The organism is Rhodococcus sp. JG-3 (assembly GCF_000482405.1).
Lineage (GTDB): Bacteria > Actinomycetota > Actinomycetes > Mycobacteriales > Mycobacteriaceae > Rhodococcoides > Rhodococcoides fascians.
This window is the reverse complement of the sequence record NZ_AXVF01000005.1, coordinates 22375-40149: the sequence shown is the minus strand read 5'-3', so window position 1 is coordinate 40149 and position 17775 is coordinate 22375. Positions and strand designations below refer to the sequence as shown.

Below are 17775 nucleotides of genomic sequence, written 5' to 3'. Positions count from 1 at the left end.
TCAGTTGGGAGGTGGGACGCGGCGGGCTCCGCGCTTCCTGGTCCCGGTAGCGGGTGCGGCCGGGCCCGACCGATCGCCGATTGCGCGTGCTGGAGCTGCGTCGAGATCCGCGTCGTGAACAGCTTCCGCCAGCATCAGATCACCGACAGTGCAGTTCAACGCCGCACAGATCTTGTCCAGGTCATCGAGTCGGATCGTGATCGGCGCCGAAGACCACAGGGCCGCAGTCTTGCTCAGTGACGGGTGGAAGTCGACCTGCTCGAATGCTTTGAGTAGCTGCGTCGGACGCCAGATGTCGCGTTGCGCCGCGACCATGCGCAGGTTCCATTTCATCTTCTAATTCTCCGTACTCAAGCGCCGCACGGCGCGTTGTGTCGACTCGATGACGGACCGTTCCGGGTCGGCTCCGGCCGACGCCAGATAGCCCACAGTGGTGCTTGCCCATTCGTGGCCGAGCATCTTCTGCACATCCCACAAGGGCATGCCTTGTTGGTAGTTGTGGGTGGCGCAGGCGTGACGCAGCAGATGGGGGTAGAGCTCGCGCACCGGGCCGTTCAGATGAAGGTGCGACGCAGCTTTGAGATTGCGGCGGAAAGTCGAGGGCTGAATCGCGGGTGCAACGGCGAGGTTGAGCGCCGCGACGGCGGTCGGCAAGCGTTCCGATGGCCACAACGGTGCGCCCGCGTCGGTCGGGTCGTCGCTGAACTCGCCCCGGATCTGTTCGAGATACCACCACAGCAGCTCTCTCCCCTCTTCGAAGAGAAACGCTTGCCGTTCGCGTGGACCTGATCCGCGAGCGCCCTTACCCACGACGACGAAGCGGCCCCACTGTCCCGCTTCCCAATGGATGTCGCCGATCTTCACCGCACACAGCTCCGACGCCCGCACACCGGACAAGTACGCAATCTTCGCCATGGTGTAGTCGCGTGCGCTCACGTGGTACTTGCGAGAGCGTGGCAGGGCGTCTCTCCAGTCGGCGAAGAACGCTGTCATCGCTCGTCGAGTGGGAGGAATCCGCAGCGCGAAATCACCCCTGTGTCTCGGCCGGTTGAACGGGTCGACCGGTGACTCGACACCGACGCCGAACGCTCGGAGCAGCTCGCCAGCGTAGCGGTGCTCGAGGAATCGGTAGTAGTTGTCGATCTGAACTGTCTTTTTCCGGATGGTCGCGTGACTGCGTTTGCCGGGACCGGCGAAGTACTGATCGAACTGCTGCTGGGTCAATCGCCATGGCACGCAATCGAAGTAATCGCATATCTCGATCACGGGATACATGATTCTCTGCAGCGTCGCGGGGCTCAGACCCGCCACATCTCTGGCCCATCCGTATTCGACCAGCGTGTTACGGAAGAAGTCGTGTTCGTCGTCCCCTGACGCCGACGCCAGCCGCTGCAGCGATTCGACGTCCGCAAGTTCCCCGCTGCCGACCCGCGCGGCACTCGATGCGCCGTCGGCAGCGATGCGCTGCTGCCGACGAGTAGCGAAATCTGACACGAACAGTGAACTTATGCGAGGAACTCGCAGAATCTACGAGTAACTGATGAAATTTGAGCGACCACGGAATGAAGAAGAATCGTTGCTCTGACCAGGGAACCTGGGCTTACACCGGTTCCTGGCAGCCGATCGAACCCGTGCGGACTCCAGTGGCCAACGTGGGGTCAGCGTTGTCGACGGCGCATCGCGGGTGAAGCTGTTCTCGCGCAACGGAAACGACATATCCGCCTCGTTCCCGGATGTGGCGTCGGCGTTGTCGGATACGACGGCGGGGCGATCGATGATCCTTGACGGTGAGTTGGTGGCCCTGGATTCGGGCGGTCGGCCCGATTTCGGGTTGCTGCAACGCCGAATGCATGTCGCGCGGCCGTCGGCGGCGTTGCTGCGGTCGACCCCGGTGACGTATTTCGTCTTCGATGTCCTCGACGTCGACGGCGAATCGGTCCGGACGCTTCCCTACACGCAGCGCCGTGCGCTGCTCGAGGGTCTCGGCGTGGCAGACGGGCGGCGAGTGCAGGTGCCGCCGACTATGACGGGAATCGACGGCGAGACGTTGATGGGCATTGCCGCCGACAACGGTATCGAGGGGGTCGTGGCGAAGAAGGCTGAGTCGGTGTACCGATCGGGGATCCGGTCGCCGTCGTGGATCAAGGTACCGATCCGGAACACACGCGAAGGCGTGATTTGCGGATGGGTTCCGACGGGCGGCCGCGCTGGCGGGACACTGGCGGCGCTGCTCCTCGGAGCGTACGACGAGGCGGGCGAGTTGGTCTACATCGGTCGTGTGGGAACGGGTTTCACTGATCGGATGCGCCGGGAGCTGCGGAGCGCGCTTGCTGATCGCACTCGTTCGGACAGTGCGCTGCACGGTCCGGTTCCGCGCGCCGACACGGTCGGGGTGTCGTGGGTGGCACCGGAATTGGTGGTGACCGTGGAATATCGCGAACAATCGGCAACGGGGCGTTTACGGCATCCCGCATTCAAAGGAATCCGATCCGATATCGCTCCCCGCGATGTCGTGACTTGAAAGGGTGCAGCTCATCGCCACATTCGTTGGTTACGCTGGCCGGGTATCCGAGTCCGTAGGCATTGTGTGTGATCGAAAGGTTTTTCGGCTGTGGCCAAACGAGTGACAACCCAATTGGTGGACGATATCGACGGGTCGGTCATCGACGACGAATCCGGCGAAACGATCGAATTCGCGGTCAACGGTGTCGAGTATGTGATCGACCTGAAAGCGAAGAACGCCAACGAGTTTCACAGGAAGCTCGACTACTACATCGAGCATTCGACGCGGGTCGGTGGCCGCAAGCGTAAGCCCTCCCCCGCCGGCGCGGCGACGCCCGCGAAGACCGGGACACCGGCCATGCGTGATCCGGCGCAGACACGCGCGATCCGGCAGTGGGCGGCCGACGAGGGTTACGAGATCAGCGATCGCGGTCGGATCCCCGCTGCGATCGAAGAGGCGTACAACTCAGCCCACTGAGTACCGCGACCCTGTCGGTGGTCGGCCCTACAGTGTCGCGTGTGAGCGAGTGCGAGTCCGTCGACGCGGCTGCGGTGCCCAATAACGTGCTCGACGAGCTCGCCGAGGTTCTGATCGACAGGCTCGATCAACTACTCGATCGGTTGACCGACCGGGCGTTGGCCGCGCCGACACCAGGGTCGGCTGCGTGGGAGTCGGAGTGGAGCATCCGCAATACGGAGACCGGCCGCGCCCGTGAACGCGAACGCTCTCGGATTCGCGCCGAATTGGTACGACGAGCAGGTGCCGGCCTCGGCACAGTCGGCTCCGCTCCCCCGGTTGCTTCGCCGCCCCTCGCCGATTCGGTGCCCCGATCACGCAGAGTGCGTGCAGCTCGTCGTCGCGTCGACGAGGCACAGCTCGCGTTCTTCTGAGATCAGCTGTTCAATTGCTTTCTTGCTGCTCTCGCGGACTGGTGTGGCGAGTTCGTGCGCACCTTCTGTGTCATCGCGCTAATTCGAGGCGGTCGCTGTCACCGTAGGTGGAAGCGCATCGACCATGGCGGCTACTTCGGCGTCCGATAGATCTTGGTCTGCGTCGGGCGGGGCGGGAATCATCTTTCGCAGGCGGTCAGGCTGAAAGGTGCTTTCGAGGAGCTCTACGGCACGGTAGATGACGGTTTCTTCGATGTGTTGGACGTGGTCGATGAGCCAGCCTTGAATTTCGTCTGGTCCCTCGACGTGGGGGCCGAAAAGGCGTCTTAACGCCTCAGGCTTGTACCCCCAGTCGATCAGCTCGGTAGCTGTGAACCAGCGGCCGGTGGGTCCGGGGGCCCAGTCTTCGTGGCCGTAGTGCGGGTCCGCCTCGTTGGTTGGACCTGGTTGTTCATCACGGGCAGGGTCTTTGGCGTCGTCGGGGATCCTGGTATCCGACATTGTGGTCTCTCCTTGTTCGATCTTCTCTGGTGTGGCGTTTCTGTCGTGGCCCATGGGTACCCTCGTCTTCTGCGCTCGCGGTTGATGGTGTCTGCCGGCACCTCTACCGGCTGGCGTTGTCCAGGCGGTAGTTCGCGACTTTCCAACCGTGGTTCGTGCGTTCGAGGTCGACGGTGGCCGTGTATGCGGTGTACGGGGTGATCTCGCCGCTGGTGTGCTGCACGGTCTGCGAGATCACAACTGGGACAGTGGCTTTGCCGGTGCCTATGGAGGGCTCGCCGTCGAGTGTGGTGATTGCGGTGACGATGTCGCTGCTGCGGGACCACGCGGACCACTCCGACATCGGTTGCGGCGCTGGAATCGGGCGTGCTGCGGCCGCGGTGGCCATCGGCCCTGTGAGGTTGTCTCGCTGCTCGTGCAGGGCTTCCCACGGTGAATCCTGTACTGCTGGTTGCCATGTGTACACACCGGACATGACGGACGTTGCTACTCCGGCCGGGTCCGTGGCCGAGGGGTCGATGGCAATTCCGGCGTCGGTGCCCGCACGCGGGGGTGTGTCCGAACCACGTGAGAAGAACACGATTGCGGCGGCTATGGTCACCGCGCCGACGATGCCGAAGCACGCGAGAACGATTGTCGCTGTGCGGTTCATCTCGAGCGTTCCTGGGAATCGAGTGCATCGGCTGGATCGGTGTCGGAAATTTGTCCCAGTGCAGCGGCTTTGGCGATGACTTCGAGCCAGCCGGTGACGGGTCCGTGGGTGTCGGTGCGGTCGAGGATGTGTGCCATGTCTGTGCTCCTTCGATTCGATGATGGTCAGTGTCGCAACGGGTACCGACACATCTGCGCGGGTCGGCGGTTGCTCTATCCGAGGATGTTGACTCCCGCAGCGGCGAACACGCTGACAGTCCAGATCGCCCACATCGCCAGGAGAGTCGATGCCACAGCGATTGCTTTCTTCAGGGCGGTGACCGTCCAGTTCCTACCCCGCATGTAGTCGATTCCGACCGCCAACACACTCCCGATAGCCAGGGATGGTGACCACGATGATCGCCCACCATCCCTGGCCGAGGGCGTCCTCTGTTGCTTCGAGGCGGCCGGCGTTCTCTTCGATGGTGTCTGCGGACGGTAGGACCCAATTCGCTACGGGAACGGACCAGGCCAGCCAGATGACGACTGCGGTCACGCCGAGCGCGACGAGCGCTCGGTGCACGTCGTGGGGTCCCAATTCGTATGCCGTGCGGTGGGGTGTGCTGGTGGCCATGGCCGTTGTCTCCTTCGGTCGTGCGTGGTCGGTGAGGGCTATCGAGCCAGGTCGTAATCGGATGCGGTGGCGGTGATGGTGGTGACGTAGTTCTGGGTCTCCGAGTAGGGCGGGATGCCGCCGAACTGTTGGACCGCTCCGGGGCCGGCGTTGTATCCGGCGAGCATCAGTTCGACGGGATCGCCGGTGATGGCACCGGATTCGATACCCGGTCGTAGGGTGTCTGCGACCGAGCAGTTGTAGCGGCCCTGCGCCATGACGGCGTCGCCGATGTCGTTGGGATCCCCCTCCCCCGCTGCCCCGGTGACGACGCCCTGATCGTCGACGGGGAAACCGAACGACGCCCACGTTCCGGGGAGGAATTGCGCATACCCTTCGGCCCCGGCCGGGCTGGTCAGGCCCGGTGTGAAGCCGGATTCCTGTTTGAGCTGAGCGGCGAGGATCGCGGGTGAGAGCTCGCGGCACTGAGCGGCCGAGAGGGCGAGCCACGGCTCGAACTCGGGAGGGATCTGGCCGGCGGCGAGGTTCGCGTGATCACCGAGACCGGCACCGGGTGCGGTGGTGCAGTTGCCTGTGGCTTTCGGTGCGGATCCGCCGCCGCCGGGGACGGGCCCGTAGGTCTGGCCGGGTGCCGGTGCGCCGTGGCCGACGGTGGTGACGTGGACGTGGTCGAAGTGGTTCTGGGTGGGAGATCCCCTGTCCTCCATGGTGTTCGGTTCACCTTGGGAGGGGATGTATTCCTGTCGCCAGATCATGTATTCGATCTGGAGGTAGTCGCGGTTCGCCCACAGGTAGTCCTTGACCTGGTCGCCGAGTGCTTTTCCTTCCTCGGAGGACCAGTTGTCGATCATGATGTCGGCTGCGCGGCCGGAGGGGTGGTCGTCGAATCCGCCGCCGTCGGCTCGCCACCCGCCGATGGTGGTGATCTGCGGGAACTTGGCGTGGATGGCGCGGGCGACGCGGACGGTGTCGACCTGGAAGTGCTCTTCGGAGCCGACATTGGCGGGCAGCGCTGCCATTTCCGCGGTGCCGCCGTTCGGGGCGGGCGAGGTCGGTGCGGTCGTCGACGGCGTCGGCAGTGGACTCTGACCGGTCTGTCCGCTGCCGGGTTCGGCGGCGGCTTCGTAGAACGGCTGCGGGTCGATCGCGTTGTCGGGTGACCAGGGGCCGGTGTGGTACTCGAAGTGCAGGTGCGCGCCGGTGGTGTCGCCGTTGTTGCCTTCGTCGGCGATGTGCTGACCGGCGGTGACGTGCTCGCCAGGCTTGACCAGGACACCGTCGGGGAACATGTGCCCGTAGACGGTGGAGACGATCTGGCCGTTGATGTTGTGTTCGAGGACGATCCACATCCCGAACCCGTCGGCGGGTCCGGCTTGCGTGACGGTGCCGTCGGCGTAGGCGTAGATCGGTGTGCCGACGGGACCGGCGAGGTCGATGCCCTTGTGCATCGTTCCCCACCGTGACCCGAACGGGCTCGTCAGCTGTGCTTCGGAGGTCTTCATCGGCTTGGAGAAGGACCCGGCCGGAACACCACCAGCAGCCGCGGAGATACCTTTCCCGGGAATGCAGTTGGTGGGTACTTCTTCTCGGACGCCGGTGGTGACGAACAGGACCACGAACAGCGACAGTGCGAGCACCACGCTCAGCGCGATCGCGCCGCCCTTCTTCACAGCGCAGCCGCCCCGAACGAGTGCGAGCCGTAGGATTGGGTGGTGATCGAGCGCGGCGAGCAGGCGGCGAGTCGTTCGGTGAGAGTGCGGTTCTCGCTGCGGAGCCGCCCGATCTCGGCTTCGGCCGCCCGTAGCTTCGCGGCGACGTCATCGGACGCCGGGGACCGGGAGGATCCGAACTTGTCCTTGACCCACCGTGTCACGGTGTTCTCGTGCGCTCCGATCGCTCGAGCAAGGACTGCAACACATTCGGCGCGCGAGGCGTAGTTCTGGCGAGACTTCTCGTACTCGGTCAATACCCATTGCCGGGTCTCGGCGGGGAACTCGGCTCGCCGATGATCGCGGGGATCGTCGGCGCGCATCACCGCGCACCGACCAGTTCGGAGTCGTTGCCGTAGGCATCTGCACCGTCGAGTTCGTGGTGCTGGCCGGCGAAGTACTCCGCGAAGCGGGCGTTGGTGTCGTGGACTCCGGTGTCGTATTCGACGTCGGTGAGGATGGTCTGGATGGGGATGCCGGGGGTGTTGTCCTTGGCGACCTTGATCAGGAACTTCCCGCGGCCGATCGGGTTGCGGACGGTGCGGCGTTCGGATCCGCGTAGCGCTGCCCCTCGTGACCAGGAGGTGACCATGCCCGCTTCGGCGTCGGTGAACTTCAGCTCCCCCGAGAGGCGCTCGACCTCACCGATCGGCAGGCCGCCGCACACGACCATGCCGGCGCGGTCGATGAAGCCCTTCGCGGTTTTGATATCGGCTTCGGTGGGCAGGGTTTCGAGGTCGCGGCCGGTGTGGGTGATCATCAGCAGCCCGGTCGCGTCGGTGCGGTTGAGGCGGGTGATCTCGTTGACGCGGGCGACCATGCCCGGTCCGGCACCGATGACCTGCCACAGCTCGTCGAGGGCCATCAGGAACAGGCGTTGACGGTCCAGGCCTGCGTCGGCGAGCAGGTGCGCCGCTTCCACGGTGCCGTAGGCGTCGGCCCAGCAGGAGAGCATCACGGCCGCTTTGAGGGTGGTGTCGCCGCGGTCGAGGGAGGAGACGTCGATGCAGATCATCGGTGCGTCGAGGTCGATCGGTTCGGTGGTGTGGTCGGCGAAGATGTCCCCGAGTGGCCCTGAGGTCAGTGCGCCGAGGGCCTGCATCAGTTCGGTGATGGCCTCGCGGTAGCCGTCACGATCGGTCTTGTACGCCGCTTGGAGCATGGCCGGTGATCCGGCGTCGATGCGGGCGTAGAGGTCTTTGAGCAGCGGCGGGTGGGTGTAGGAGAATCCGCCGTCGGCGTACAGCTCGCGCAGCGCGATCCCGATCAAGGAATTCTCGAAGGCCTTCACCGAGTGGGTGTCGTAGCGGATCAGCTCGACCAAGGCGCAGACGGCGTTGATCTGACGGGTGGAGATGGTGATGGTGGCGACGTCGATCAGCTCGTCGAGCTCGGCGATCCGGGCTGGGTCGGTGGCTTCGTCGCGGGCGGCGATCGCGCGGACGACGGCCTGCCCGAGGGCCCCGGCGGCGAGCGGGTTGAGGTGCCCGCCGCCGTGCCCGAGGGTGATCACCTGCCCGCCGAGCAGGCGGGTGAGCTTGACGTATTCGCCTTTGATGTCGCCGGCGACGATGGGGGTCTGTCCCCATCCGCACGCCCCGAGGAGGATCTTGCGGATCAGCGTCGACTTCCCCAGGCCTGGCAGGGACAGGACGAACATCGAGGGGTTTCCGATGAGCTTGTCGCGGAAGTACGCGAACGGATCGCACGAGACGGCGTTGCCGGTGATGGCGTGCTGACCGACGATGGTCCCCGACGAGGGCGCGGCCGCGCCGATCGCCCACGGGTTGAGCCCGCACATCTGCACCGAGGTCGCTTCGTACTCGATCGGGGCCGGGACGGTGGCCATTCGGCCACCACCGGCACCCTTGAGCCCGCGTGTGGTCGAGGACAACGACTCCCGCCACAACTGGTCCGAGGCGGCCTCTTGAATGAAGGCTTGGTTGCTGACCGGGTTCTCGTTGCGCCACCGAGTCAGGCCGATGCCGCGTCGCGAGAGCTTGTAGGGCTCTTCGGCGTCACCGGTCGCGACGGCTGCGGCGAGCGCGGCGTAGTCGGTGTCGCCGATGATCCAGCGGACGAACGCCGACGGCTGCGCAGTGTCGGTCTCGAAGTGCAGGTCGCCATCGCTGTATCCCGAGTCGGGTCGGTCGGCGGTCATGGTCATCGTCGGGAGTCTCTTTCTCACGCAGGGGTATGGGCCGGTGTGGGCGAACAGCGTCTAGCTGCGGCGCACCAGGATCGAGGTCGAGATCTGATCGGGCAGCAGCACACCCACACCGAGACCGGCGACGAACGCGGCATCCTGGAAGGCGAACGCGCGGCGCAGCCGCAGCCGGGAGCGGGCAGCGAGTGATTCGGTGACGGCGGCGGCGTTGGCGATCTCGTCGACCGAGCCGACGGTGATCGTCAGCAGCGCCGAATAGCGTTCGTATCCGGCTCCGGAGACCATTTCCCGGCGTGCCTGCTCGGCGATCTCGTGGCGCTTCTCCGACCCGGCGGAGGTGATCTTGTTGCCGCGAGAATTGATCGCGTGCAGCGCGTCTCGGTGCTGCTTGTCGACCTTCTTCGCGGCGTCCCCGGCGGTGTAGGGGCGGTAGACGAGAGTGAGGCGCTTGCGCGGGAGGTCGTCGTGCGGCTGCAGCAACGGTTTGAGGACGGTGTCTGTGAACACCGATTCCGGAGGCGCGGCCATCTCCCAGACGACCGAGACGCCACCGTCGTGGCGGTAGTGACCCCACTCGGTCTTCGCACGTCCCGGTCCGGCGTCGTCCCAGTCGACACCGTGCTCTTCGCCGGAGATCTCGAGTTCCTCGAAGTCGTTCTCGGTCGACGGGTTGTAGGAGCGGTGCACGGCCGCGGTGATCTCGGCGGCGGTCATCGGCTGGGCATCGATCCCGGCACCGGAGAGTGACTCGTACAGATCCGGCAGACGACGGGCCAGCTCGGTGGCCATCTCCTCGGGGTCCTTCTGCCGCTCTTTGGTGGTGGCGCGGAAGGTGATCGACAACCGCGCGAGGGTGCGGTGGCGACCGGACGGCATCCGGACGGCGGACTGCTGGACGAACGTCGCCGCCAACGGCGGTGCGGCGTCGACGAGTTCGTGTTCTGCTCGCCGCGCCAGCCGCAGCCCGGTGGCGGGAATGTTCTCCACCACCACCACCGCGCCGACGATGTCGCCGGGCAGGCCGAGATCGGCGAGGTAGACACCCCAGTCGGCGGTGTAGAGATCCTTGTCGCGCTGAACGATTGCTTCGTCACCGCCGGGGAGGGCGTCGAAGACGACGGTGTAGCGGTGATCGTCGGGGTTGTGGATCATCCCGAACTCGTTGCCGTGTCGATCGATTCCCATGTAGACCTTGGTGCGGGCGAGCAGGCCGGGGAGTTTGTAGCGGCCACCGGGGATCCTCGAGTGCGGTCCGGCGTGGTACTCCGTGGACTTGTCGATGTGCTTACGCCGCAGCCATTGCATTCTCAGTTGTCCTGTCTCGTAGAGGGTTCGGCCGTTCGGGGCGATGACCAGAGGGGTGAGGACGAGCGCACCGACACCCATCAGAGCCAGTCCGACGACGACGTGGACGAAGATCAGAACCGCGAACGAGGCCGCGAAAAACCCTGCACCGTAGGCAATGACCTTCGTCGGCAGCCCGAACGCGAACGTGCTCTGCGGCCGGTTGCCTGCCGAATAGATCGGCGGCTCGTACGGGGCCTCGAGCTGCGCGCTCATCGTTGAATCCGTCCGTGGTAGTTGCCGACTGCGCCTTCAGCGGCCGAGCCGAGAGTGGTCGAGACCGAGCCCGCGGTGCGGCCGACTGTGCCCGCGGCTTTGAGTGCCCCTGCCGCTCCGCGCAGGGTTGCCGAGGTACCGGTGCGGCCGGCCGATGCAGCGGCCGTTCCGACTCTGCGGGCTGCGCCCATCGGCCCAGACGATGCGCCCGCGTGCGAGGGACTCGATCCACCGTTGTAGCGGCCCTGGAAACCGGGGGACGAACGTGCGCCGGTACCGGCCGCACCCGAAGACCCGCCCTTGCCGCCACCCGAAGATCCGCCGACGGAGTTCGCGACCGAGCCGAGGGCACGTGATGCAGCCGTGCCGCCGGCACCCATCACCGCCCCACCTGCTGCGCCGAGCTGACCGACTTCGCGGCCACCGGCGGAGATGGTGTCCGCTGCGGGAGCGACGATCTTGATCAGGGTCGGAAGAGAGAACCCGATGATCGCCAGGAGGACGGACCCGATGATGACCGTCGCGATTTGGTCCGAGCTCGACGCCGACGACGCCCAGAACGCGAACAGGTACAGCAGCGTCGCGACCGGCTTGAACAGCAACGCGCCGAGAGTGAAGGCGATCATCGACTTGTAGGAGCTACGCCCGGTTCCGGTGGCCGACGCTGCAGCAGCGAGCGGGATGACGGCGACGACGACACACAGCACCGCCTCACGGATCAACAGTGCGATCAATTGGGCGACCGACCCGAGGAACGCGAACCCAGCGCACGCGAGCGCCAGGATCGGGCCGAGACCGGTCTTGTCGTCGAATGCCGTGATGGCGGTGATCTTCTCGTTCAGATCGCCGCCGACGAACTTTTCCAGCGCGTATGCCGAGGCGATGTCTCCGCCTTGGTGGAACATCAACACCAGGATCGGCAGCAGTGACACAGTGACGACGGTGCGGACCAGCATGGTCGCGGTCTCGGTGGCTCCTTCCATCACCGCTTGTTTGCGGGCGATCGCGAGCTTGATCATCGCAATGATGATGGAGGCGAACAAGGCGACGACGGTGAACCCGGAGATGAGGTTCCGCAGACCCGACATGGCGTTTTCTGCGGCCAATCCGGGTATGCCAGAGGACATCCAGAACGTCATCACCGACCGGAATGCTTGGGTGTTGCCTTCCATCACCGATTTGGCGAAGTCCCCGACCGGGTCACCCCAGAATGTCGAGACTGCGGAGTCGACAGCGGTAGAGAACGCGTCACCGGGGTGATCACTGAACGCGTTGTCCAGGCACAGTGCCTCGTCCATGAAGCCACCGACCGCGGTTCCCTCGAGCGCATCGTTGAGCCAACCGTCACCGAGGACCGGCGAGCCTTCGGCGACGCACTCGCGGCGTTGTTGCTGGAAGTCGTTGCCGTCGGCGTCGGGGTTGATCTGCTCGGTCAGATTCGGTGCGGGTGCCGGTGTCGGATCTTGGGCGTGTGCGAGTCCGCTGGCCCCGACGACCGCGATCAGTGAGAGCAGTGCAATGACGACAGCGCGGGCGGCCAAGGCCGCTGTGCGGGTCACAGTGCCCACCGGGTGAAACCATCGAGCGAGCTGTACGGGCCGCCAGTAGTGGCACCGTCGAGTTTGCTGACCTTCCAGGTGCCACCATCCCACGCCATATTCAGGCGCAGTCCTGTGTAGGTCGGGTTCTGCATCCGTCTACCGGCGTCATCGACATCGCGGATCTGGGCGAGCTCGACGACGGCGAAACTGTCCGTGCAGGAGAGAATCTTGAACGCCATGGGTGCCCGCAATGCCACAGTCTCGGTGTTGACCGGTTTCGCGAGTTCTGCTTCTTTCTTCTCCTGGGTACCGATCTTCTCGTCGGGTATCAGGGTGAGCTTCTCCGTGGATTCGACAGCCACAGGTCCGCCCGCGAGTCCGCGGGGTAGGAAGTTTGCGGCGGCCAGTGCCGCGCCTTGCGGGGTGCGGGTGTATCCGGCGAGGACCAGGCCGTCGATGTACGACGGCCCATCCGTCTCGGAGTACAGGGTCGAGACACCGAAGTTGCGTTGGATCATCATCGACTCCGGGGACGTCACCGGTCGGCCGTCGTTGGTGCATTCGACTCGCGGCCCGGTCGGTTCTCGCTGTGGCAGTGGTTGACCCGCAGGGTTATTCGGGACCATCACAGTGCGTCCGGACAGGTCCGCGTCGGGAACACCGAAGCCTTCCGCGCCGGTGTCGAGGTCGGTGTCACCGGTTGCAGGTGCTGCTGTCGTCGGCGGTGGGCCAGCGGTGGTCAGCGGGGTGTCGTCGTTCATGTTGGGGATGATGAACACGATCGCGCCGACGATGGCGATGACGACGATCGCAGCAACGGTTATCAGGACGGTACGTAGCCGACGGTTCATGGGGTGCGCTCCAATGTGGTGTAGCCGTCGAGGTTGTCGATCTCGACGGCGTCGATGTTTTCCTCGGAAGTGGGTAGCACGATCCGCCAATCGCCGCTGATCCATTGCAGCGCGACAGGATAGGAAAACAACTCGGTTCCGGTCCCGATGGTTTGTGCCACCGACACCCCCGCCGAGAGCGGATCATTGGAGTAGTCGGTGACCTCGAACCCGACGAACTTCGGTGCAGCGTCGGCGGGTACGGATCCGGAGACGGTGACGGCGGCGCGTGCGGCCGCGAACTCGTCGCGACCGGGCCCGGGTGCGGTCACGGTGTTGACTACTTCCGGCCACGCGCGGTCGTCGGCGACGGCGAGTGCGGTCTGCCCGTTGATCGCGGCCAGGACAGCACCTTGTGGGGTCTGTGCATATCCGCTGCGGTTCACCGATGTTCCAGCGAGGGGCCCGTCGACCCGTGAGGTGGGCACCGATACCCCTGCGACCTCGCGCCAGGTCAGCTCGGCCGGAGCGGAACGCAGATCCGGTGCCGGATCCGGGGCAGCGGCGGGTGTGTCGTCGTTGCCGGATCCGCACGCAGCGAGTGCGAGGACGGTCGCCGCTGTCGCGGCGATCCGGAGTGTGCGGGAGACGGTCATCAGAGGAGGGCCTTTCAGGTCGATGCAGTTCGGGCGCAGGGAATTTCGGTGTTCTCAGGCGAGTACGGCTTGGGCGATCCCGGATGCGGATCCGATGATGGCGGCACAGATGAGGATTCGGGCCAGGGTGGCGTCCTCGACCATCTGTGTTCCGGTGGATTTGCGTTGGTTGACGAACACCGCCCCGCACACGAACAGTGCTGCGATGCAGGTGACGATGGCGAACCAGAGCAGCCACGACAGGCCCGTCATGACCGGCTGCCACACCTCGTCGGGCCACTCGACCGGTGAGGTCGGTGGTTGCGCGAGCACGTCGATGTTCATGTCATCGCCGCCGTGACCACTGTATTCGCCACTCCAGCAACGAATCCGAGCAATATCGACGCATACAGCAGTCCGGTGGCCCGCTGGTTGGCCTGACACCAGCGGCCCCTGAATTGGTCGTACGCAAGCTCACCGCCGCCGACCATGACTCCGACAATCGAGGCGATGATCAGACCCCACAGAGTCCAGTTCACGATGGTCATAGGACGAGCATGTTGACCAGGCCTGCGGCACCACCGATGACGATGGACCCGAACAGTCCGCCGACGAGTTTGCCGGTCGCGTTGCCGCCTTGGCCGCCACCGGAGATTTTCTCGTACGCGAGCATCGCGCCGCAGATCATGATTCCGGCGACGGCAGCGATGATGCATCCCCACATCAGCCAGGACAGCAGGGTCAAGATCTTGTCCCCGGTGGGGCCGTCCGGTGCTTGGGGGCTGACGTCGCCGATGTTCTGCGCGAGGAATGTGGTCGTCGATGCGGTGAGGCTGGCAATCATGGTGTTCTCCTTGGGTGTTGGTTGAGAGGGTGCGGTTCAGTGGCCTGACGCATTGCGGGCGGCGGTGAAGATCTCCCGCCCGATCGCGGCGAGTTCGTGGTGTGGGCTGGTCGTAGAGGGGGCGGGGGCTCGCATCCGCCCTGGTGGGGGTGGGTCAGGTTCGGTGGGGGTCCAGATCGCGAGTTCGTTCTGTCTGTGGGTGCGCAGATCCTCGACGTACGGGACTCGCCACACAGCTGGTGCTGCGGAGGCGACGACGTCCGCCCATCGGCGCAGGGTCTTGGGGAGTGGGCCGGGGGCGTCGGGAACAAGGACCAGTCCGAGGAGAGTGCAGTCGCCGACGAGGCCGGCCTGAGCTTGCAGGAGAAGGTCGTGGGCAGCGTCAAGGCCGGCCCGGTCCGTACGGCACACGACCACGACGTTGCGGTGCCGGTCGGCTGCGGGCCAGCCCCGGCGAGCATCGCCCGCCGGGGCCCAGATCTGAGCGAGTGTGCCTGCGCCGGAGCGCCCGTGAGCGGCGAGGAGCCACATCACGGGCGGGCGACCGTGGACTGCAACCGGGTCGTCGTGAATCGGTGCTCGGCGTTCGGGCGGCGGTATCCGCAGCCCGGCCGGGGTGACCGACACGTCGTCGTCTCGGTAATAGTCATGGTGCTCAGCTGGTTGTGCGGCCATCTCGGGCGCACCTCCTTCTCCGGCGTTCTCGGTCACCGAGTGGTGGTTGGTGAGACGGTGGTCGGCACAGCGGCAGAAACAGAGGGGGTCGTCGTGGTGGCCGCTGAGGTCGTCGTTGCGGTTCCGGTGGTTCCGACGGTGGCGTGGGCGGCGAGGATGCTGCCGGCACTGCGGACGGTGTCGGTGGTGGCGAACAAGGCCGCGCCTTGTTTGATCACTGCCCCGACCTTGTCTGCGAGGCTCTGATCGCCGGTCAGGTCGGCGGCGAGTGCGACGATCCACCGCACGGTCAGCTCGACGGGGGTCTCACCTTTGGATCCGACCGGAACGCTGTCGTAGGAGCCGTGTTTGGTGGCGGTGTTCCAGTACGAGGTGTCGGTGACGAGCTGCGCGAGACCGGCGTTCTCGTCGATGGTGTTCGACACTTCCTTGAACGCGACGTCGACGGCCGAGTCGATGGTCGCCGGGGGTACGAGCTTGACCGCTGAGGACAGCACTTTGGTGGCGAGTATGCCGAGGGCTGCGGGTGGGTTGGTCAGGCCGACGGTGGCGAGCTGGCCGATCGTTTCGGGGGTGATGACGTCCTTGGCGACGGTGATCGCCGCCCCGATGGCCATACCGGCGATCTTGGTGACCGCACCGACCGCTTCGTCGATCATCTCGTCGGTCGAGGTTGCGGACGGGTCGGAGTACTTCGCCATCTTCGACAGCACTGTTTCCGAGGACGAGTTGACCTCGAATCGGCCTGCCTTGGAGTCGAAGTCGATGTTGTCGTTGATCACCGACGCGCCGGTCATCAGGGCGGTGCGTCCGACGGCGGTGGAGACGTCGGTGAGGATCCGGACGGGGTCGCGGGTGTCCATCGAGGACTGTCCGGCGATGGATGCCACCAGCTTGGCGGCGGGGGCGTCGATGGGGGTGTCGCACGCGAGATCGCCTGCGGTGCAGTACGAGGCGACCCGGTCGGAGACTGCGCCGAATCCGGCGATTTTCGGTGTCGGTGCGATACCGCCGCCTGCGGGGGCGGCTGCGGCGACGGCCGGGGCGAGTTGGACGGTGTCCACTGCTGCACCGCTCGTTCCCGGTGCCGGGGCGGGGGTGGAGCCGCCGCCGGCGATGACGTCTTCACCTTCGGCGCGGGTGGGGTCGGAGAACAATGCTGCGCCGGCGAAGTGGTCGGCGTCGACGGGGCCGGTTCCTGCCCCGATGTCACGGGTGACCTGGGAGGCGACCTCGCCGCCCTGGGAGTAGCCGGAGAGGAAGACTTTGGTGCCGGGGCAGCGTGCGGCGATGTCGGAGATCATCTTGGTGGTGTTCTCGACGCCGATGTCGACGGACTGGGCGTAGGGAACGGCGGAGCGATCGCCGGGCTTGCCGCCGAAACTCGCCGGGTACGGGACGTAGCTGCGTTCGAGAGCGGGTCCGTCGCCGGAGTTCGCATCACGCATCGCCGGGACGGTCAGGCGGGAGAAGAAGCCCGAATCGGTGTCGGGTGAGGAGTTCTCGTCGATCTCGGTGGTGCCGGGGACGACGACGAGATGCAGTACCGGGCAGTTGCCGTCGGTGCTGGATTGGCTGGTGGTCGTCGATCCTGACGGGGTGGGAGTGGCGGAGGGCTGCGCGGCCGCGACGCCGCTGGCGGAGACCGCGACCGTCATCGCTGCGGTGGCGGCGAGCAGGCGCGGAGTGAGGCGGCGAACCTGGTCGATGGATGTGTGCACGGTTTCTCTCTTCTTCGGTGGGGTCCAGCGGATGTGCCTGGTCATAAGGGGTCAGCGCGGGACGATGGCGGAGATGAGCGTTGTGCCGTCCTGCTGCTCGGTGGTGGTGATCCGTTGGCGGCTCATGCGGCCGTCGATGCCGGGTCCGCGTTCGACGACGGTGACGTCGTAGATCCCGGCGTCGATCGGGTCGGCCAGGACACAGAACTCGATGTCGGGTTCGAGCTGGTCGATCCCCTGCTGGAGTCTCTGCGCGGACGCCATCACCGCGTCCGGTGCACCTGCTGCGCGGGCTGCGGCACCGTCGCGGTCGAAGTAAAAGGCCTTCTCGAACCGCCAGATCGCCACCGCGCCAGGGTCGTCACTGTCTTCGGTGACCGGGTCACCGTCGGCTTGGCCCTTGCACCAGGTGACATCGGCGGCGGCGGCACCGGCGGCAGCGGGGGCCGCCGATGTGGGAAGGGTTGTGGTGGTGACGATGTCGGCGGGAAGCAGAGCGGCAGGGGCCTGCGGTTCGTCACCGACACCGGTGAGGACCAGAGCTGCTCCCAAGCCTCCTCCGACCAGGACCGTGAGGGCAATCGTGACGGCGACAGCGGCGCGGTGGCGTCGCCACCACGACCGTGGGGGCGGCGTTTGCGCGGTGTAGGGGCCTCCAGCGCGAAGTAGAGAGGTCCGTTCGTCGAAGGAGCTGTATCCATCCGCTGGCCGGGCGGAGCCCATGTCCTCCGCAGAGTCGCCAGCGAACCAGTCGTCGTCGGGATCGACGTCGGTGTGGTGCTGGTCGGTCAGGACGGTCAGTCTGCGCTCGGACGCTGCAGCGGCAGTCTCTGTGTCGGCGACGACAGGGTCGGCGAACCAATCATCGGAGCTGTCGTCGGGGGTCTCTCGAGGTGCCACAACAGGGCCTTTCCGAGTGTCGAAGTGCAGGAACG

Annotated in this window: 23 protein-coding genes; 3 read left to right on the top strand and 20 right to left on the bottom strand. The window is 65.7% G+C overall.

The genetic code is table 11. The features are described 5' to 3' along the window. Window positions 1–333 (bottom strand): helix-turn-helix transcriptional regulator, encoded by a 333-nt coding sequence (locus K414_RS0100230; RefSeq protein ID WP_027494142.1) that lies wholly within the window; start codon window positions 331–333, stop codon window positions 1–3. A 3-nt stretch (window positions 334–336) separates the two neighbouring features. After that, window positions 337–1494, bottom strand: a complete 1158-nt coding sequence (locus K414_RS0100225) for a site-specific integrase (protein ID WP_202595033.1) — start codon at window positions 1492–1494, stop codon at window positions 337–339. A 100-nt stretch (window positions 1495–1594) separates the two neighbouring features. Here K414_RS0100225 and ligD point away from each other — a divergent pair, with 100 nt between their 5' ends. The 3 genes from ligD (at window position 1595) to K414_RS25535 (ending at window position 3393) form a co-directional block, all read left to right on the top strand. Next, a complete protein-coding gene (gene ligD / locus K414_RS0100220; RefSeq protein ID WP_155290487.1) occupies window positions 1595–2521 on the top strand; it encodes a non-homologous end-joining DNA ligase in 927 nt (308 codons plus the stop codon). A gap of 90 nt (window positions 2522–2611) precedes the next feature. Continuing rightward, entirely contained in the window at window positions 2612–2980 is a 369-nt protein-coding gene (locus K414_RS0100215) for an Lsr2 family protein (RefSeq protein WP_027494139.1), read from the top strand. A 41-nt stretch (window positions 2981–3021) separates the two neighbouring features. Next, the gene (locus K414_RS25535) at window positions 3022–3393 is read left to right on the top strand and encodes a hypothetical protein (RefSeq protein WP_032407509.1); all 372 of its coding nucleotides are present in this window, start codon (window positions 3022–3024) and stop codon (window positions 3391–3393) included. Between the two features lie 78 nt (window positions 3394–3471). Here the strand turns inward: K414_RS25535 and K414_RS28015 are convergent, their stop codons facing one another. The 18 genes from K414_RS28015 to K414_RS28750 form a co-directional block, all read right to left on the bottom strand. Further along, window positions 3472–3948, bottom strand: coding sequence for a hypothetical protein (locus tag K414_RS28015; protein ID WP_139278503.1), 477 nt, complete (start codon window positions 3946–3948; stop codon window positions 3472–3474). A 49-nt stretch (window positions 3949–3997) separates the two neighbouring features. Continuing rightward, window positions 3998–4546: a hypothetical protein gene (locus K414_RS0100200; protein ID WP_027494138.1), complete on the bottom strand. Its 549-nt coding sequence runs from the start codon at window positions 4544–4546 to the stop codon at window positions 3998–4000. Further along, window positions 4543–4683, bottom strand: coding sequence for a hypothetical protein (locus K414_RS29020; protein WP_155290488.1), 141 nt, complete (start codon window positions 4681–4683; stop codon window positions 4543–4545). Before K414_RS29020 ends, K414_RS0100200 begins: the two co-directional genes overlap by 4 nt. Window positions 4684–4758: 75 nt before the next feature. Then, window positions 4759–4887, bottom strand: coding sequence for a hypothetical protein (locus K414_RS29725; protein WP_255283980.1), 129 nt, complete (start codon window positions 4885–4887; stop codon window positions 4759–4761). Further along, window positions 4877–5158 (bottom strand): hypothetical protein, encoded by a 282-nt coding sequence (locus K414_RS0100185; RefSeq protein ID WP_027494137.1) that lies wholly within the window; start codon window positions 5156–5158, stop codon window positions 4877–4879. Before K414_RS0100185 ends, K414_RS29725 begins: the two co-directional genes overlap by 11 nt. Window positions 5159–5196: 38 nt before the next feature. Continuing rightward, window positions 5197–6828: a M23 family metallopeptidase gene (locus K414_RS0100180; protein ID WP_027494136.1), complete on the bottom strand. Its 1632-nt coding sequence runs from the start codon at window positions 6826–6828 to the stop codon at window positions 5197–5199. After that, window positions 6825–7190, bottom strand: a complete 366-nt coding sequence (locus tag K414_RS0100175; protein WP_027494135.1) for a hypothetical protein — start codon at window positions 7188–7190, stop codon at window positions 6825–6827. The genes K414_RS0100180 and K414_RS0100175 overlap by 4 nt, the downstream gene beginning before the upstream one ends. Then, window positions 7190–9034 (bottom strand): ATP/GTP-binding protein, encoded by a 1845-nt coding sequence (locus tag K414_RS25525; protein WP_051364810.1) that lies wholly within the window; start codon window positions 9032–9034, stop codon window positions 7190–7192. The genes K414_RS0100175 and K414_RS25525 overlap by 1 nt, the downstream gene beginning before the upstream one ends. Window positions 9035–9088: 54 nt before the next feature. After that, window positions 9089–10594, bottom strand: coding sequence for an SCO6880 family protein (locus tag K414_RS0100165; RefSeq protein ID WP_027494134.1), 1506 nt, complete (start codon window positions 10592–10594; stop codon window positions 9089–9091). Continuing rightward, on the bottom strand, window positions 10591–12153 hold the full coding sequence (locus K414_RS0100160) for a hypothetical protein (RefSeq protein ID WP_152530317.1): 1563 nt from the start codon (window positions 12151–12153) through the stop codon (window positions 10591–10593). The genes K414_RS0100165 and K414_RS0100160 overlap by 4 nt, the downstream gene beginning before the upstream one ends. Further along, entirely contained in the window at window positions 12150–12986 is an 837-nt protein-coding gene (locus K414_RS0100155) for a hypothetical protein (RefSeq protein ID WP_027494132.1), read from the bottom strand. The genes K414_RS0100160 and K414_RS0100155 overlap by 4 nt, the downstream gene beginning before the upstream one ends. Next, window positions 12983–13621, bottom strand: a complete 639-nt coding sequence (locus K414_RS0100150) for a hypothetical protein (protein ID WP_027494131.1) — start codon at window positions 13619–13621, stop codon at window positions 12983–12985. The genes K414_RS0100155 and K414_RS0100150 overlap by 4 nt, the downstream gene beginning before the upstream one ends. Window positions 13622–13675: 54 nt before the next feature. Continuing rightward, window positions 13676–13945 carry a hypothetical protein gene (locus tag K414_RS0100145; protein ID WP_027494130.1) on the bottom strand — a complete coding sequence of 90 codons (270 nt, stop codon included), beginning with the start codon at window positions 13943–13945 and terminating at the stop codon, window positions 13676–13678. Next, window positions 13942–14148 (bottom strand): hypothetical protein, encoded by a 207-nt coding sequence (locus tag K414_RS0100140; RefSeq protein WP_027494129.1) that lies wholly within the window; start codon window positions 14146–14148, stop codon window positions 13942–13944. Before K414_RS0100140 ends, K414_RS0100145 begins: the two co-directional genes overlap by 4 nt. Beyond that, on the bottom strand, window positions 14145–14444 hold the full coding sequence (locus K414_RS0100135; protein ID WP_051364808.1) for a hypothetical protein: 300 nt from the start codon (window positions 14442–14444) through the stop codon (window positions 14145–14147). The genes K414_RS0100140 and K414_RS0100135 overlap by 4 nt, the downstream gene beginning before the upstream one ends. A gap of 36 nt (window positions 14445–14480) precedes the next feature. Continuing rightward, window positions 14481–15119, bottom strand: a complete 639-nt coding sequence (locus tag K414_RS0100130) for a DUF6668 family protein (protein ID WP_027494127.1) — start codon at window positions 15117–15119, stop codon at window positions 14481–14483. Window positions 15120–15151: 32 nt separating this feature from the next. Beyond that, complete coding sequence (locus K414_RS0100125) at window positions 15152–16840, bottom strand: cutinase family protein (RefSeq protein ID WP_237606105.1); 1689 nt, start codon at window positions 16838–16840, stop codon at window positions 15152–15154. 51 nt (window positions 16841–16891) lie between these two features. Then, window positions 16892–17740 carry a hypothetical protein gene (locus tag K414_RS28750; protein WP_051364806.1) on the bottom strand — a complete coding sequence of 283 codons (849 nt, stop codon included), beginning with the start codon at window positions 17738–17740 and terminating at the stop codon, window positions 16892–16894. Between the last annotated feature and the right edge of the window lie 35 nt (window positions 17741–17775).

Excerpts from the sequence above, each read along its gene's own strand:
- K414_RS0100230 (WP_027494142.1), bottom strand. The coding sequence starts at position 333 with ATGAAATGGAACCTGCGCATGGTCGCGGCGCAACGCGACATCTGGCGT.
- K414_RS28015 (WP_139278503.1), bottom strand. The coding sequence starts at position 3,948 with ATGGGCCACGACAGAAACGCCACACCAGAGAAGATCGAACAAGGAGAG.
- K414_RS0100200 (WP_027494138.1), bottom strand. The coding sequence starts at position 4,546 with ATGAACCGCACAGCGACAATCGTTCTCGCGTGCTTCGGCATCGTCGGC.
- K414_RS29020 (WP_155290488.1), bottom strand. The coding sequence starts at position 4,683 with ATGGCACACATCCTCGACCGCACCGACACCCACGGACCCGTCACCGGC.
- K414_RS29725 (WP_255283980.1), bottom strand. The coding sequence starts at position 4,887 with ATGCGGGGTAGGAACTGGACGGTCACCGCCCTGAAGAAAGCAATCGCT.
- K414_RS0100185 (WP_027494137.1), bottom strand. The coding sequence starts at position 5,158 with ATGGCCACCAGCACACCCCACCGCACGGCATACGAATTGGGACCCCAC.
- K414_RS0100175 (WP_027494135.1), bottom strand. The coding sequence starts at position 7,190 with ATGCGCGCCGACGATCCCCGCGATCATCGGCGAGCCGAGTTCCCCGCC.
- K414_RS25525 (WP_051364810.1), bottom strand. The coding sequence starts at position 9,034 with ATGACCATGACCGCCGACCGACCCGACTCGGGATACAGCGATGGCGAC.
- K414_RS0100165 (WP_027494134.1), bottom strand. The coding sequence starts at position 10,594 with ATGAGCGCGCAGCTCGAGGCCCCGTACGAGCCGCCGATCTATTCGGCA.
- K414_RS0100155 (WP_027494132.1), bottom strand. The coding sequence starts at position 12,986 with ATGAACCGTCGGCTACGTACCGTCCTGATAACCGTTGCTGCGATCGTC.
- K414_RS0100150 (WP_027494131.1), bottom strand. The coding sequence starts at position 13,621 with ATGACCGTCTCCCGCACACTCCGGATCGCCGCGACAGCGGCGACCGTC.
- K414_RS0100145 (WP_027494130.1), bottom strand. The coding sequence starts at position 13,945 with ATGAACATCGACGTGCTCGCGCAACCACCGACCTCACCGGTCGAGTGG.
- K414_RS0100140 (WP_027494129.1), bottom strand. The coding sequence starts at position 14,148 with ATGACCATCGTGAACTGGACTCTGTGGGGTCTGATCATCGCCTCGATT.
- K414_RS0100135 (WP_051364808.1), bottom strand. The coding sequence starts at position 14,444 with ATGATTGCCAGCCTCACCGCATCGACGACCACATTCCTCGCGCAGAAC.
- K414_RS0100130 (WP_027494127.1), bottom strand. The coding sequence starts at position 15,119 with ATGGCCGCACAACCAGCTGAGCACCATGACTATTACCGAGACGACGAC.